Below are 15,441 nucleotides of genomic sequence, written 5' to 3'. Positions count from 1 at the left end.
CGCCCATTGTCCAATATTCCCCACTGCTGCCTCCCGTAGGAGTCTGGGCCGTGTCTCAGTCCCAGTGTGGCGGATCATCCTCTCAGACCCGCTACAGATCGTCGCCTTGGTAGGCCTTTACCCCACCAACTAGCTAATCCGACTTAGGCTCATCATTTAGCGCAAGGTCCGAAGATCCCCTGCTTTCCCCCGTAGGGCGTATGCGGTATTAGCATCCCTTTCGGAATGTTGTCCCCCACTAAATGGCAGATTCCTAAGCATTACTCACCCGTCCGCCGCTAACACTAGGAGCGAAGAACCAACACCCGCTCGACTTGCATGTGTTAAGCCTGCCGCCAGCGTTCAATCTGAGCCATGATCAAACTCTTCAGTTTAATATCATTTGTGCTTTATTCTAAGCACCAAATCTTGGCTCATCAATTTTCTGACTAAAAATTCGCTCAAATAAACTTCGAGTAATTTCTACCATTCAATCAATGAAATATTTTCGATTGATCAACCAGTAAAAATCCACACAAGTTGTTCTTCTATTCTCTTAATGATCTTCTCGATGATTCGTCATCATCAAGCTAGGTCGGCTATGTTACCCTAAATCTCTTTAAAGTCAACAGGCAATTTCGATATTTTTAAAACTTATCAATCAACCCAAGAATCTAACCACTTTAGCCAAACCCTTGTTTCTCAACAAGTTTTTATCTGCATCACCGCCGATGAGTGGGCATTCTACAGCATTTCAGGGCAGGTGCAAGGGCTTTTTTCAGTTATTTTATTTAAGTGAGTGATTTTTAAACATCTCGATTGGTTTTTGTGGTTTTTTCTTTTGGATTAAGAACTTTTTTTAAACAATCAAGTCCAGTAGTATATGTATTCTTGCTTCACACTTTTTGGCACTTTTGATTGAAAATACGGTTTGTAATGACAAAAGCACGATTTATGTTGTTTGCGGTATCTATTACTGTGAGCCAGATTTGCTACGCCATTTCAAACCATAACTTTTATGAACTTGCCCCAACAATATTAAGTTATAGTAAATGGTCGAATACAACCCGACCCACCATTTGTGTCATTGACAACCCTGATGCAGCCGTACAATTCCAGACCAGTATTAAAGAGCTCAGCTATGATTATCAGGTACAGGCTGTAACAGCCAAAGACTTTGCCAAGGCAGAGTGCCATGTTGCTTATTTTTCTACAACAATACCTCAGCAGCAGCAAAGCTTGATTCAAGCCTATCCATCCCGATCTTTGCTGTCATTGAGTACCAATAACCCTGACTGTGAAGTCGGCAGTATTTTCTGTTTATATCATAAAAAAACTTTTTCTACCTTTAAGGTTAATTTGGATGCTTTAAGTTATTCCAAAGTTCACATCGACCCTCGCGTCTTGATCCTGGCAAAGAATGCGGAGTAGTTAACGTGATTTCGAATTTATATCAGTCCACTTCATTACATGTGCTGTTCCGTAAATCACAGTTTACGATTTTTGCGATTACCTTTGTGATCTGTTCATTTACCTTTGCCACCATCTCCATGTTTACCATGGAAACTTACGCGAAGCAGAATCTACAGTTACTTAGCCAGACTGTGCTTTAACGGATTCAACCTGCTGTGGTTTTCCGCGATAAAGGGCAATTGACCAAATACTGGATGATTACACGACTGAGCATGCAATCCGCAGCATCCACGTCTATGATCCACAAGACCAGCTACTGGCAGAAAGTACCAAGAAAATTGCCCGTACCACTTTGCTGCAAGGCTTATTAGACAAATGGTTTTTGCATGACCCTGTTCGATTGAGGGTTGTGCATCACAAGAAAAAAGTGGGCGAATTGGTACTCTATGGTAGCTCTGAGAATATTCTGCATTTTCTCATCACCATCATTATTGGTCTGGCCATTTCAATGGTCTTCATTGTGATTGCGTTGTTATGGTCAGTGAACCTAACCTATCGCCAGATTATGCAGGCAATCAAGCCATTAACACATATCGCCCAACTGGTAAGTGACCAAAAGGCATATAATTTACGGTTCCCCAATAACCATATTAAAGAGTTTCAAAACTTAAATACCGTATTTAATGAATTACTGGAAGAGATTCAGGTTTGGCATACCCATCTTCAAAAAGAAAATCACCAGCTTTCATTTCAGGTTCATCACGACCAGTTGACAGGTATGCCCAATCGTCATTATTTTTGAAAATCCGCAATACCGCCACAACTCGGCCTTATTGTTCATCGACAATAATAAGTTTAAGGCCATTAATGATGAGTATGGCCATCTCGCAGGTGATGCGGTTTTAAAGGAAATAGCAAAACGTTTAGGACAGTCCTTCGGCATGAGGACTTTATTGCGCGTTTGGGTGGTGATGAGTTTGCAATTATTTTGCATACCATTCACCATGCCGACCACTTGCAGGCAATTGCCGAAGCCTTGCTGGGAAGTTGCAGGGAACCTTTGGATTTTAACGGTCAATTGATTCATTTTGGTTTTAGTCTGGGTATCGCATTCTCCCATTTTGCAGAAAATCCAGAAGACCTGATTATGCAGGCCGATCAGGCGATGTATAAAGCTAAAAATTTAAACCCGCATTGGTTTCTTTATAAACCAGAAATTTAGGACATGCTATGTACACCCGCACCATTAGAATTTCATTTATAGCATTACTTTGCCTAACATTGGCTGGCTGTTTAAGTTTTGGTCCCCTGAAATATCGTCAGGTCAAAATGTTGAAAAAAGAGGGTTTCATCCTTACCGATGAGGGCTGGAGCCTGGGTTTACCTGAGCGTTTGCTGTTTGACTTTAATAAGGCGGACATTAAGCCTGAACATGGTCAGAAAATTAACCGACTGGCAAAACAACTAAATAAATACGATTTGCATAAATTAAAAATTGTGGGTCATACCGATGATATTGGTCATCCAGAATATAACCAGAAACTATCTGAGGAACGTGCCCAAAGTGTTGCCTCAATTTTTGTACAGCAAGGTTTTAAACAAAACGACCTGACTGTGCTTGGACGTGGTTCAAGCCAGCCATTTGTACCCAACACGTCTGATGAAAACCGTGCCAACAATCGCAGGGTTGCGGTTATTATCATTCCATAATCTGCTTTAACCCATAAAAAAGCTGGCTTCATTCAAGTCAGATTTTTTATTTATATCAACTCAATAATATCAATGGTGGGTGGCACACGAAACCGAAATGGAACACCCACCATCCCCGTCCCCACCGTCACAAATACATCTGCATGTTCATGTGAGTAAAAGCCTTTTTTGTGCCCCAAAATCGAAACCCGTTTCATAATGTAGCTGGTGACCCACGGCAGTTCAATTTGTCCGCCATGTGTATGTCCAGATAGCATCAGAGGATGGCTTGGCAATTCTGGCACCATATCCACCGTATCAGGATTATGGGATAAAATCAGCCACGGCTTATCCTGTGGCAACTCAGGTAAAAAACGCATATTGGCTTTTCCTGCCCACAAATCCCCGATGCCAACCAGACGGAACTCATCAAATTCAATAATCTTACCCTCAATATCCATCACATTGTTTTCAGACAGCGCTTTTGCCAATAGTTTCTGGATTGGTGGCCCTGGATACTGTTCATCATGGTTACCTGACACAGAATAAACAGGCATTTGTATTTCCCTTAATACTGCCAGTTCCTGCACCAAACGATTTTCAGGTTCATAGGTCCAGTCTCCAGCCACCACCACAAAATCGGGCTGCTCCTGATTTAATTTTTTGACAATGGTTTTGAGTTGGCGTTCATGTCCTGAAAATAACCCTACATGCATGTCTGCAACCAATGCCACTTTTACAGGCTTGGTAAATTCACGCTGTGGATTTAAACGATATTGATGGTATTTCACATGAATTTGGTGTGGCTCAATAAAACGTGCATAGACCAACACAGTGCTTAGCAGGAACACAAAAAAGGCTTGATGGAGTGTGTAATAACCTGACCAACCTGCATAGAGGCTAAAAAACCAAAGTGGCACCAGCAAATAAGACAGGTAAAAAGCCAGCAAATGCACGAACGCCTTAAATGGATGAATGGTTTCGGTGCGAGCCTGATGGATCCAGGCCTGAATCAATGCCCACAGTGCCAGTACCGCAAACAGGAGATAGAAAACTAAAATAACTATATCTGAATTTAACAGCGCAGAGCTCATTCACCTCACCTCAGGGGCAGTTATCACATCTCATATTTATATTTTTCGATGAAATGTTATACTCAAGCCCAACTTTTAATCAGTAACAATTATGACGCAATTTGCCCGTATAAATCACAAACATATGAAAATAAGTACAACTACTTACAATAAAAGTATGCTTGCGATTTATTGCAGTATTGCGATCACGGTAACAGGTTGCAGCACCTTACCCAAACACAAAATAGAGTCCATTCCTGAAACCACCTTGCAGGTTGACACCGCCCAGACCACACTGGCACAAATTATTCAACCCTTACAAGAACAGCATCCTGACCTTACGGGTTATCTGGTGTTGTTTGAGCCGCTGGAGGCCCTGGCGACCCGCCTAAGCCTGATTGACAAGGCGGAGAAAAGGCTGGATTTACAGTATTACATCTGGGATAACGACAAGGTTGGCTCACTGGCCCTGCATGCGCTGATTCGTGCCGCAGACCGTGGCGTCAAGATTCGCCTGCTGATTGATGATAACAATGCCAAATCAACCGAGGGAATTTTTCTGGCATTGGCACAGCATCCTAATATTGAAGTCAAGCTGTTTAACCCCTATCGCTTTCGGAAATATCGTGCGCTCGACATGATTCTGGACCTGAAACGCATCAACCGACGCATGCACAACAAGAGCTTCATCGCAGACCATCAGGTTGCTCTGATTGGCGGGCGCAACATGACCAATCAATATTACAATGTCAGTGACAACTACCAGTTCTCTGATGTTGATGTGATGCTGGTCGGCACGGCGGTGAAAGATATTTCACATTCCTTTGATGAATACTGGAGCCATGAATATGCCTACAAAGTGCAGGAAGTGGTCAATCAAAGTGCCCATCATCTCAGCTATGAAAGTTTAAAACGGCAGCTTGATGAGCACTACGAGCGAGTTACCGTACAAAACTATCTGGATTTAACCAGCAACTCTCAGGCCATTGACTCACTGATGAGTCGGGATATTCAATTGGATTGGGTCAAGGCGGAAGTGGTCAAGGATTCACCCGACAAGATCAAGTCTAAGGCAAAAAAGAAAGAACACCTCAATTTCCAGCTTATTCAGCATCTCGAACAACCTGAAAAAAACGTTGACCTGATTTCAGCCTATTTTGTTCCTGAAAAAAAAGGGGCAAAAATGCTGACCGATTTGGCAAAGGATGGCGTTAAGGTACGGGTTCTGACCAACTCGTTCAAGGCCAATGATGTCGCGGTGGTCCATGCGTTTTATGGCAAGTATCGGCAGAACTTATTGGAACATGGTGTACAGCTCTATGAATTTTTACCTGCGCCGAATAAAAATGATCTGGACAAAAACACCGAGGATTTGGCGAAAAAGGCCAAGGTCAGCATAAAGGGCTTAAGCCGTTCAAGCCTGCATGCCAAATTGATGGCACTGGATGAAAAACAGGTTTTTATTGGTTCGTTTAATTTTGACCCACGCTCGGCCTATCTCAATACTGAGATTGGTGTACTGCTCAACAGCCCACCACTTGCCCAGGCGGTTCACACCACAATGGATGAGAACCTCAGCAAATATGCCTATAAACTGGTGCTGGATGCCAACAAGAAAATTACCTGGCAGCGTCAGACACCTCAAGGCCCTGTTATTTATACCAAAGAACCACGCATGAAATGGTGGCAAAGGGCTGGCATCAAGATGCTTTCATGGCTACCAATCGAGGGATTTATGTAGCCTCTGTGCCATCTGGCATCACCTTAAGTACCTTACGCTGCAACTCCAGCAAACCTGCACGCATTTGCTGCTCAACTTCCCTGGTCAAGGTCTCCACGGTATGCCCTGTTACAGGAACTGCAGGCAATGTCAGTAGGTGGGCCGTGACTTTGGGCATTTCCAGAACGCGCTGCACATGCTCCGCAAAAGTCATTTCACCAATAAATGGGGCCACCATGTCCAGCTCACCATTCTGGTTGACATAGCAAATCACGCAGATCTGGACGGGTCGCTGGGCCTCAATAGCGGCTCCAAGCAATCTGCCATGTACCTTTTTAACCCTTGTGCCATCTGTGGTGGTGGCCTCAGGGAAAAACAGCACGGGAATATCCTGTTTTAAAAACTCGGTAATTTGCTCACGAATCCGAATGGAGTCACCTGAACCACGTTTAATGAACAGGGTTCCACCGCCCTTTGCCAGATTTCCCAAAATGGGCCATTTTTCCACTTCGGCTTTCGCCAGAAAGAAAATACGGGCACCTGAACCCAGTACCGCCACATCCAGCCATGAAATATGATTGCTGACCCAAAGTGCAGGTTCACGGGGAATGGCACCATGAACCTGTACCTCAATATTGAAGACTTCACATAAACGACGGCAAAAATACTGCACATAACGGGTATTTACAGGATTATTGGGATCTTTATACAGGCCATGACGATAGATGAGATAAAAGCCTTCGCCAATCGTTTCAAGGCCTGCGGCCAATTTCTTGCTATATAGACTGAACTTAGAGAATAAACTAAATGGCGGGTTGTTTAGCGCTGGTGTTTCTTGTGTCATAAATCATCAAAACCGTATGCATGTATGCATTAAATTAGCAAAGTTATATCATGCCCATATCCACTTATAAATGTTGTGACCATAATAAAAAACGAATGTGGGGATAAATTTTTTCAATTTTAAATGATTTATCAGATCAATTACCATAAATAAATCGAATTTACAGATTTATAGGTGATGAGATGAATCCACATACCAACACATCAGAATCACAGACCACTATTCCTTATGGCTATGCGCTCAGAATGTTTTTAGGCTGGTCAATCCTGTATATGGGAACATTGATTGGTTTTATTGAACTTTTACGCCGAAATGTCATATAGCGACACTTAGTCTTTGCCCTTTGCTTTAAGTTTATTCTAGAATAAGGCTTCAACAACGAAGATATGAGATCGCGTGGAAAATTTTGAGCAGCATCAAGGTGGTGAACGGGCAATTTTAGTCAGTGTGGCTGTACAACTGCTTGATGACCTGGATGCTGAAGAGTTCCGATTGCTCGCTCAATCCGCTGGTGCTGAAATCCTTGAACATATTTCGGTGCAACGCAACAAGCCTGACCCCAAGTTCTTTATTGGCTCAGGCAAGGTTGATGAAATTGCCGAACAGGTCAAAGACCTTGAAGCGGAACTGGTGATTTTTGACCACTCACTCTCCCCTGCCCAGGAACGCAACCTGGAGAAAGTACTGAAATGTCGGGTGATTGACCGTACAGGTTTGATTCTGGATATTTTCGCCTTACGTGCCCGCACCCATGAGGGGAAGCTACAGGTCGAACTGGCACAGCTTAAACATTTGTCCACCCGTCTGATTCGTGGCTTTACGGGTAATCTGGAACAGCAAAAAGGGGGCATTGGTCTACGTGGGCCAGGTGAATCACAACTGGAAACAGACCGCCGACTGATTCGGGTACGCATTACCCAACTCAAGGAAAAACTGGTTAAGGTTCAACAAACCCGTCTGCAAGGCCGCGCCGCGCGTCAAAAAGCGGCGATTCCAACCATTTCACTGGTGGGATATACCAATGCGGGAAAATCAACCTTATTTAACATCTTGGCAAAAAGTGACGTTTATGCTGCCGACCAACTGTTCGCAACCCTAGACCCCACCTTACGCCGTTTGGACTGGGATGGCATAGGTACAGTTGTTCTGGCGGATACGGTTGGATTCGTTCGAAACTTGCAGCACGATCTAGTCGAGTCATTCAAGGCCACTTTGGAAGAAACGCTGGAAGCAACCTTGCTGCTGCATGTGATTGACAGCAGCAGTCCCAACATGACTGAGCAGATTGAAGCGGTGGATTCGGTACTTAAGGAAATTGGTGCAGATGCCCCAGTTTTGCATGTCTATAATAAAATCGACCTGAGTGGCGATGCCGCAAAAATCATTTATAAGACACCTGACCAGCCTGACCGTGTCTATGTTTCGGCACATTCTGGGCAGGGTCTGGAACTGCTCAGTCAGGCGGTACAACAATGCCTGATGGGCCAGTTACAACACTTTGATTTAGTGCTGAAACCAGCCTACGGTAAACTGCGTACTCAGCTCTATACCCTAAACGTGATTCAGTCTGAACACCATGATGATCATGGTGACCTGCACCTGTCGGTCTGTATTGCCCCTCATAAGCTGGAGCAACTCATTAAACAGGCACATTTACCATTAGACGAAATTCTTGGAAAAAAAGCTTCCTTATTCGAGCGGGCTTTGGAAGAATTCGAACGGAATGACAATTCATCACTATAATGATGATTACACATCGTTCAGATAGACGAGAGTAAAAAAGCACATGAAAGATATTGATTGGTCAGCCTGGTTTTGCACGATTTTATTGATTGTCGTATTTCGTGAGGGTGCCGTCCTGATCACCAAAGCCTTTCATCACCCTGAACTGGGCAATCTGGTGGGGTTGATTGCACTACTCACTACCCTGCTGATCTGGAGAAGATTTAGAAAAATCTCCAACCGCCTGATTGATACCAACAATAAAATCATGAAAGAAAGTGCATTTGCGTTTCTGCCGATTTGTGCAGGCTCGCTGATCATGCTGGTTCATCTGGGCAAGGAAATTCCTGTGTTTCTGTTTGTGCTCACCCTAAGTACCTTATTGCCCTTATGGATTTACGCCAAAATGGCAAAACGCTGGTTATAGAGGCCTTTATTTATGTTGATGGTTATTTATGGCTTCGTGCTCACCCTGATCAGCTATCTGCTTGCAAAACCTTTGAATAAAAAGGTTCCTCAGATTCCGCTGATTGTGTTTGCCATGTTTATCGTGATTGGATTACTGGCAATCCTCGGCATTCCCTATGAACACTACATGAACAACGTCAATAATGTGTTTAATCACTTGCTTGGTTATGTCACGGTTGCGCTGGCCATTCCCCTCGCAGCGATGCGCTACGATGACTTGCCCATCAAGTCCATGATCGGGATTTTATGTTTTGCCAGCATCAGTGCGGTTGCCCTGCCTATGGGACTTGCTTATTTATTGCACATGTCTGAACCGACCATCATGGCCTTTGCCACACGTGCGGTGACCACACCGATTGCACTTAACATTGCCACACTGCTACATGCCCCGTTGATGATGGTTTCTCTAATTGTAATCTTATCAGGTGTGATTGGAGCGGCCTTTTCACCGTGGATCTTAAAACATATCCATGATGAACGTGCATCTGGTCTGGCGCTGGGTCTGGCGGCCCATGCGATTGGCACGGCACAGGCATGGCAGCGTGGTCCTGTCACGGGTCGTTATGCCGCATTTGGCATGGCGGTGAATGGGGTGTTCACAGCCATCTGGCTACCCACTTTTATTTTATCTTTGTCTTAAAATTTGCAGCAAATATCACATAAAGATTGAACTGGTTGTCAAATATCCTACATAATGGAGTTTCAAACGTTAAAAGGATTTTTTAATGATGAAAGGCAAACAATTTATAGGTGCATTCCTCTTATCAGCAGTCAGCAGTTTTTCTTTTGCGGAAGGCATTATAGGTCTTTGGCAAAGTATTGATGACAAAACGGGTGCACCTAAAGGACTCGTTGAGATTCGTAAAGAAAATGACACCTATGTGGGTAAAATCGTCAAAGTCACCCCTCGTGCGGGCTATACTCCAAAGGAAACCTGTGTAGACTGTCCACCACCTTATACCAACAAACCTATTATTGGCATGGATGTGCTGACAGGCCTAAAGTCCACAGATGGCCTTAACTATACTAGTGGCCGTATTCTTGATCCAAATACAGGCAAGCTCTACAGCATGAAAGCCAAGTTAAGCTCAAATGGTAAACGCCTGCACTTGCGCGGCTATCTGGGTATATCTGCATTAGGCCGTAACCAGATCTGGATTCGCGCTGAATAAGCAATAATGCTGTAATGCACCCACCATCTTATATTTGATCATTTTTGATCACGGTTTCATCAAAAAAAGCCGCTTCGTTGTCATTCAAAGCGAAGTGGTTTTTTCTTAAATCCTCAAAAATTCATTGAAATTTCAATTATTAAAAAAAAGCAAACAATTGTAAAATAATGATTGAATCTATTATTAGAAATCCGAAATAATAGAAAAACAATGATAGGCAGCAAGGAGGCTTAAGCATGTACTCAAAACTCATTACCTTTTTTGTGTTATTTGGTCTTGGCCAACTGACCTTTGCTCAAGATATTACGGGTATTTGGCAAAGTATTGATGACGTCACAGGTGCACCTAAAGGCCAGGTCGAAATTACCCAGGAAGCGGATGGCACCTATACAGGCAAAATAACCAAAATCACCCCACGTACAGGTTACACACCGAAAGAGTTCTGTACGGGCTGCCCTGCCCCTTATACCAACAAACCGATTGTCGGTTTAAATGTAATTACCAAGCTTAAGCACAAGAGAGACCTCACCTATACAGGTGGACGAATTCTCGACCCCAATACTGGCCGTGTATATAGTCTGGCAGCAAAACTCAGCTCAAATGGACAACGCCTACATCTACGGGGCTATGTCGGGGTTTCTGTATTGGGACGCAGCCAGATCTGGATTCGAGTCAATTAAACCTTGAACAATAAAGACTTGGACAATAAAAAATAGCCCTGCATGACAGGGCTATTTTTTTTAACGGCAAAATCTAAAATTTAACGGCCTTGCAATGCTGCATAGTCCAGTAGCACATTTGCCGCTTCGGTAATAAATGCCTCTTCCTCTGGTAAAGGTGGACGCAGATGAGCTTTCATCTTGGCACGTGACTCAACTAGAGCGTCAATAGAAGCCTGGTAGCTTTCCCAGTTTGCATAAGGCGGCTGGCCTGTTGCAGCTCGGCGTTGATTTTCAGCATCCAGCGTTTGCTTTTCCAGATCAATCAGTTCAGCACGACGCTGGTCGATATCCAGTACCACCTTTTTCTCATCAGCGCTTTTCTTGGCAAGTGTTTTGCGTGTCTCCAAATACTTAAACTGCGGGTCTGTCGCAACACGCTGTTCAGAGGTCTGGTTCAGTTTAGCCAGATAAGGCTGTACTGAACCTTCACGTTTGAATGGCGCTGTTGGAATGGTGTCCCACTTCAATGCATTTTTAGCCTTACGCTCACCAAACTCCTCATTGTAGATATCCACCAGTCTAATGTCGGGAATCACCCCTTTATTCTGGGTACTGCCGCCTGTAACACGATAGAACTTACGCTGGGTCAGCGTTGCCTGACCATGTGCCAAAGAATCCAGTTGAACCTGAGCGGTTCCCTTGCCTGTGGTGGTACTACCAATGATGATGCCGCGTTCATAATCCTGAATTGCGGCAGAATAGATTTCACTTGCCGAAGCAGAAGCCAGGTTCACCAATACCGCTATTGGCCCAGCATAAATCTGTTCACCGCCATCGGTGTCTTCAAACACATTGACATTACCATTGCCATCACGGATCTGAACCACTGGGCCTGACTTAATCACCTGACCCAGCATACGGGCAACCTCTTCCAGAGAGCCACCTGGGTTATTACGCAAATCAACCATAATGCCTTCGACTTTCTTGGCTTTCAGTTCTTCAAATGCTTTTGCAGTGTCTTCAGACACTGAACGGTACTCAGTACCAGCACGGCGTGAACGATAATCAAAGTAGAATGATGGAATCTCAATCACACCGAAGACATGCTTCTTGCCATCACGCGTGATTTCAACGGTACGTGAACGAACACCCGCATCCTCTTCCTGAATCACATCGCGTGTCAGTGTGACATTACGCGCCTGACTCATGGCTGCGCCAGCACCCAGCAAGCGTACCGTGACTTTGGTACCACGTTTACCACGAATCAGCCCCACAATCTCAGAACTAGGCCAGCCGATGACATCCACCATTTTATCGCCATCCTGGGCAACTCCAATAATGCGATCTCCCGACTTTACTTGACCAGACTTACTGGCTGGACCACCCTCAACGATGGTTTCGATCTTGGTGTAGTCCTCATTGCCACGTTCAGGACGAATTGAAACGCCAATCCCTTCAAGCTGCAAGGTGGTCTGACGGTTCAGCTCCATCGCATCAATTGGTGGATAATAATTACTGTGTGGATCATAGGTTGCCAACATTGCATTCAATGTTTTATCCAGCACATCATCACTTTTTACCCGACCAATACGCTCTAGCTGACGTGTATAACGCTTGGTCAGTGTCTGAACAGGGGTTAAATCTTCAGGCCCTGTCAGGTCCTGTCCATTAGCAAGCGATGGATTGGCCTTTAACGCCTTTTGCTTGGCCTGCTCCTCTTCCTTACTGATGGTTAGATTAATCAACTGTGACACTAGCATGTTCTGCCAATGACGCTGTTGCTCGGCAGTCGTTTTGAAATAAGGTGCCTTTTCGCGGTCAATATCAAGATACACATCTTTCTGATGCAGATTCTGTGGTTTCTTGAGTTCAGCTAGCATGTATTCGTAAAACTGTTTCAAACGCTCACGATATTGCGCATGAATGGCAAAAGGCCCAGTTAAGTTGCCCGCTTTCAATGAGCTGCCAAAAGTTGAGCCGTACTTATTCTTATATTCTTCAACCTCACTACTAAGAAACAGCGAATGGTCTGGATCAAGGCTGTCCAGATACATATCCAGAATACGATTTGAGGTGGCCGCATCCAGACGCATGTTTAAGTAATGCTGACGGTCAACCAATGTTGCCAACTGACGCGAGACCAATGCTTGTTCTTGTGATGGCTTGATCGTTGTTGAAACTACTGGAGCTTCTGTCGCCGCAAATGCCTCATTTATGGTATGAGAGAAAAATAAACCACCAGTCGCAATTGCAACCGCACACGCTATCATTTGAAGTTTCATAAAATTTTGGTGCTTCCTTGGATATGGCAATTATTATACAGGCACAATGTCAATATGAATGCCATGCATTCAGCATCTTGGCAACCCGTATAACTTATTCATCAATATCATGTCGTTTTATCATATTCTGTACTGACAAAATGTAGCAAATCATTGCACAATTTATCTATCGTTTCTTTTCATCAAATTTTTTATCAAAATTCAAACGGAATCACTATGATCGGCGCATTGATGCTGGATATTGCTGGCACAGAACTTACTCAAGAAGATATTGAACTATTACAGGCTCCGCAAGTCGGCGGCATGATTTTATTTGCCCGCAATATTGAATCCCCTCAACAGGTCCGTGCATTGACAGACCATATGCGGCAGGTGCGCCCTGACATCCTGATTGCTGTTGATCAGGAAGGTGGTCGTGTACAGCGTTTAAGACAGGGTTTTACCTTGCTTCCAGCGATGGGACGACTTGGAGAGCATTATCTGCACAGCCCGCAGCAGGCAATTGAACTGGCTGAACAATGTGGCTGGTTAATGGCAACTGAAGTACTTGCGGTGGGGATTGATTTTAGCTTTGCGCCTGTTTTGGACTTGAATGATATTAGCGATGTGATTGGTGACCGTGGTTTTGCCAAAAATATGCAGGACATCGTGCCACTGGCAGGTGCATTTATGCAGGGCATGAAAAAAGCAGGCATGGCAACCACTGGCAAACACTTTCCAGGTCATGGTTCAGTCAAGGCAGACTCGCATGTGGCAGCGGCAATTGACAACCGTCGCTATCAGGAAATTTATGATAAGGATATGCAAAGCTTTATCCAATTGATGCCTCAGTTAGATGCATTGATGCCAGCCCATGTGATCTATGATCAGGTTGATCCCAACCCAGCAGGCTTCTCTCCTTTCTGGCTGCAAAATGTCTTACGCCAGCAGCTCAGGTTTGATGGGGTTTTGTTTTCGGATGACCTGAGTATGCAGGCTGCATGTGTGGCAGGCGGTGCGGATGCGAGGATTCAGGCTGCATTAAACGCGGGATGTGATATGGGTTTGGTCTGCAACGACCGTGCGGCAGCATGCATCGCGCTGGATGGCATTCAGAACCTTGCCTTGCCAAACCAGCAACGATTGGAGCGTATGCGCGGTAAAATTCCAGAGATTCAGATCGGCACTACCCTCACTTTGGACGAAACTTGGCAAAACGTCAGAAAAGTCATTGAAGACTTTAAGAATTCGTTTTAAGTTGTATCTACGAATAAGTTGGCGCTGCCTTAGAAGCTATATCTAATCAGATACTTTTTATTATAGGTAATGCCTTGCTTTTCAGGGATGAAAAGTAACGAAAATCCTTTTTTGATCAGCTTTGTGTTGTTTTTAAAACAGTTCAGACTGGTCAACGAGGGCATCCATGTCGCTTCATGAGAGTAAATAACAAACTTAAAGTCTTATTTGAATGAAAGGAATCTTCAATTTAAAAAAAGATTTATTTCATTTCCCTAAAAATAAGATAAAAACAGAGTCTAGGACAGATGACACAACAACTTTCAAAACATCGCCATATTTCATTTACTGCACATTACACAGGCTATATCTGGTATCAAATGGGAATTTCTCATCCAGCGTTGGCGACAGCAAAAGGGAAAACGCTTGCCACCCTGGTTCATCCAATTGAAAGCTGGGCAGAAAAATATGTGGGTGGCAGTATGCGCACCACGCTAAAACAGCGCCACACTATGCTTGACACTCACTTACAGACATTAATTCAACAGCATCCTGATTTACAGGTGCTTGAAATTGCCTGTGGACTCTCCCCGCGTGGATGGTGGTTTAGACAGCATTATCCAGACATCACTTACCGTGAACTTGACTTACCTGACATGGCTGCGACCAAACAGGCGGCACTACAACAAATTGAAAGCGAAACTGATGAGGTGCTTTCAGTCGATTTATTCACGGACGCTTTTGCTTCTGCCTTTGAGGTATTTGATCCTCAACGTCCACTGGTGGTGATTAGCGAAGGCTTGATTAACTATTTTGAGAAACCATTATTGCAACAACTGATTAAAGCCATTGCTACCTATGGTAAAGACTTTAAAGAACTGCATTATTTAACTGACCTTTATCCAGAACCGACCCAAAATAAACTCGCCACCATCATCTGGAACAGCAGCCGTTTATTGAAGTGGATGTCCCGTAGTGCCTTTAGTTTCCACTTTCAGACTCCTGTTGAAGTCGAACAGTTTTTTCATGAAGCTGGCTTTAAACAGGTAGAGGTTCTACAGCCCAAACAGTTTTTCGATCAAATTTCCCTGCAAAACAGGCATCAGCACTTGGGTGATCTGGTCTGGACAATCCAGGCAAGCAATAAATAATCCCTACAAAAAAAGAGAGGTGGTCATACACCACTTCTCTTTTTTAACTTT

At 44.1% G+C, this 15,441-nt stretch carries 14 protein-coding genes, 1 rRNA gene and 1 pseudogene; 12 read left to right on the top strand and 4 right to left on the bottom strand.

Annotated elements, in window-relative coordinates:
• A 16S ribosomal RNA gene (locus tag F967_RS00285) occupies window positions 1–374 on the bottom strand; the annotation flags it as partial.
• A gap of 559 nt (window positions 375–933) precedes the next feature.
• Between F967_RS00285 and F967_RS00280 the strand changes: the two genes are divergently transcribed.
• The 3 genes and pseudogenes from F967_RS00280 to F967_RS00270 all read left to right on the top strand — a co-directional run bounded on the left by F967_RS00280 (window position 934) and on the right by F967_RS00270 (window position 3,102).
• Window positions 934–1,410, top strand: a complete 477-nt coding sequence (locus F967_RS00280) for a regulatory sequestration protein YfiR (RefSeq protein WP_004760730.1) — start codon at window positions 934–936, stop codon at window positions 1,408–1,410.
• Between the two features lie 5 nt (window positions 1,411–1,415).
• Window positions 1,416–2,614: pseudogene (locus F967_RS00275) on the top strand (diguanylate cyclase domain-containing protein).
• Window positions 2,615–2,622: 8 nt separating this feature from the next.
• Window positions 2,623–3,102 carry an outer membrane lipoprotein YfiB gene (locus tag F967_RS00270; RefSeq protein ID WP_004797377.1) on the top strand — a complete coding sequence of 160 codons (480 nt, stop codon included), beginning with the start codon at window positions 2,623–2,625 and terminating at the stop codon, window positions 3,100–3,102.
• Between the two features lie 50 nt (window positions 3,103–3,152).
• Here F967_RS00270 and F967_RS00265 read toward each other — a convergent pair whose 3' ends face one another.
• Entirely contained in the window at window positions 3,153–4,175 is a 1,023-nt protein-coding gene (locus F967_RS00265) for a metallophosphoesterase (RefSeq protein WP_004797376.1), read from the bottom strand.
• 124 nt (window positions 4,176–4,299) lie between these two features.
• Between F967_RS00265 and F967_RS00260 the strand changes: the two genes are divergently transcribed.
• Window positions 4,300–5,895, top strand: coding sequence for a phospholipase D family protein (locus F967_RS00260; RefSeq protein ID WP_416201991.1), 1,596 nt, complete (start codon window positions 4,300–4,302; stop codon window positions 5,893–5,895).
• Here the strand turns inward: F967_RS00260 and F967_RS00255 are convergent.
• On the bottom strand, window positions 5,888–6,718 hold the full coding sequence (locus F967_RS00255; RefSeq protein ID WP_004797371.1) for a lysophospholipid acyltransferase family protein: 831 nt from the start codon (window positions 6,716–6,718) through the stop codon (window positions 5,888–5,890). The two genes, F967_RS00260 and F967_RS00255, sit on opposite strands and share 8 nt — an antisense overlap.
• A gap of 182 nt (window positions 6,719–6,900) precedes the next feature.
• Between F967_RS00255 and F967_RS14250 the strand changes: the two genes are divergently transcribed.
• The 6 genes from F967_RS14250 (at window position 6,901) to F967_RS00230 (ending at window position 10,760) form a co-directional block, all read left to right on the top strand.
• Window positions 6,901–7,041, top strand: a complete 141-nt coding sequence (locus F967_RS14250; RefSeq protein WP_004797369.1) for a hypothetical protein — start codon at window positions 6,901–6,903, stop codon at window positions 7,039–7,041.
• A 73-nt stretch (window positions 7,042–7,114) separates the two neighbouring features.
• The gene (gene hflX / locus F967_RS00250) at window positions 7,115–8,461 is read left to right on the top strand and encodes a ribosome rescue GTPase HflX (RefSeq protein ID WP_004760716.1); all 1,347 of its coding nucleotides are present in this window, start codon (window positions 7,115–7,117) and stop codon (window positions 8,459–8,461) included.
• 43 nt (window positions 8,462–8,504) lie between these two features.
• A complete protein-coding gene (locus F967_RS00245) occupies window positions 8,505–8,867 on the top strand; it encodes a hypothetical protein (protein ID WP_004797367.1) in 363 nt (120 codons plus the stop codon).
• 12 nt (window positions 8,868–8,879) lie between these two features.
• The gene (locus F967_RS00240; protein WP_004678475.1) at window positions 8,880–9,548 is read left to right on the top strand and encodes an LrgB family protein; all 669 of its coding nucleotides are present in this window, start codon (window positions 8,880–8,882) and stop codon (window positions 9,546–9,548) included.
• Between the two features lie 88 nt (window positions 9,549–9,636).
• A complete protein-coding gene (locus tag F967_RS00235) occupies window positions 9,637–10,080 on the top strand; it encodes a DUF2147 domain-containing protein (protein ID WP_034430909.1) in 444 nt (147 codons plus the stop codon).
• Between the two features lie 236 nt (window positions 10,081–10,316).
• On the top strand, window positions 10,317–10,760 hold the full coding sequence (locus F967_RS00230) for a DUF2147 domain-containing protein (RefSeq protein ID WP_004760711.1): 444 nt from the start codon (window positions 10,317–10,319) through the stop codon (window positions 10,758–10,760).
• An 80-nt stretch (window positions 10,761–10,840) separates the two neighbouring features.
• Here the strand turns inward: F967_RS00230 and F967_RS00225 are convergent, their stop codons facing one another.
• A complete protein-coding gene (locus F967_RS00225; RefSeq protein ID WP_004797363.1) occupies window positions 10,841–13,024 on the bottom strand; it encodes a carboxy terminal-processing peptidase in 2,184 nt (727 codons plus the stop codon).
• A 216-nt stretch (window positions 13,025–13,240) separates the two neighbouring features.
• Here F967_RS00225 and nagZ point away from each other — a divergent pair, with 216 nt between their 5' ends.
• Together nagZ and F967_RS00215 are read left to right on the top strand one after the other, a co-directional pair.
• Complete coding sequence (gene nagZ, locus F967_RS00220) at window positions 13,241–14,260, top strand: beta-N-acetylhexosaminidase (RefSeq protein WP_004797360.1); 1,020 nt, start codon at window positions 13,241–13,243, stop codon at window positions 14,258–14,260.
• 287 nt (window positions 14,261–14,547) lie between these two features.
• The gene (locus F967_RS00215) at window positions 14,548–15,390 is read left to right on the top strand and encodes a class I SAM-dependent methyltransferase (RefSeq protein WP_004760707.1); all 843 of its coding nucleotides are present in this window, start codon (window positions 14,548–14,550) and stop codon (window positions 15,388–15,390) included.
• Window positions 15,391–15,441: the final 51 nt, after the last annotated feature.

It is taken from the genome of Acinetobacter sp. CIP 102637, from assembly GCF_000368425.1.
In the GTDB taxonomy this organism is placed as follows: domain Bacteria; phylum Pseudomonadota; class Gammaproteobacteria; order Pseudomonadales; family Moraxellaceae; genus Acinetobacter; species Acinetobacter parvus.
This window is presented reverse-complemented; position numbering and strand designations above follow the sequence as displayed.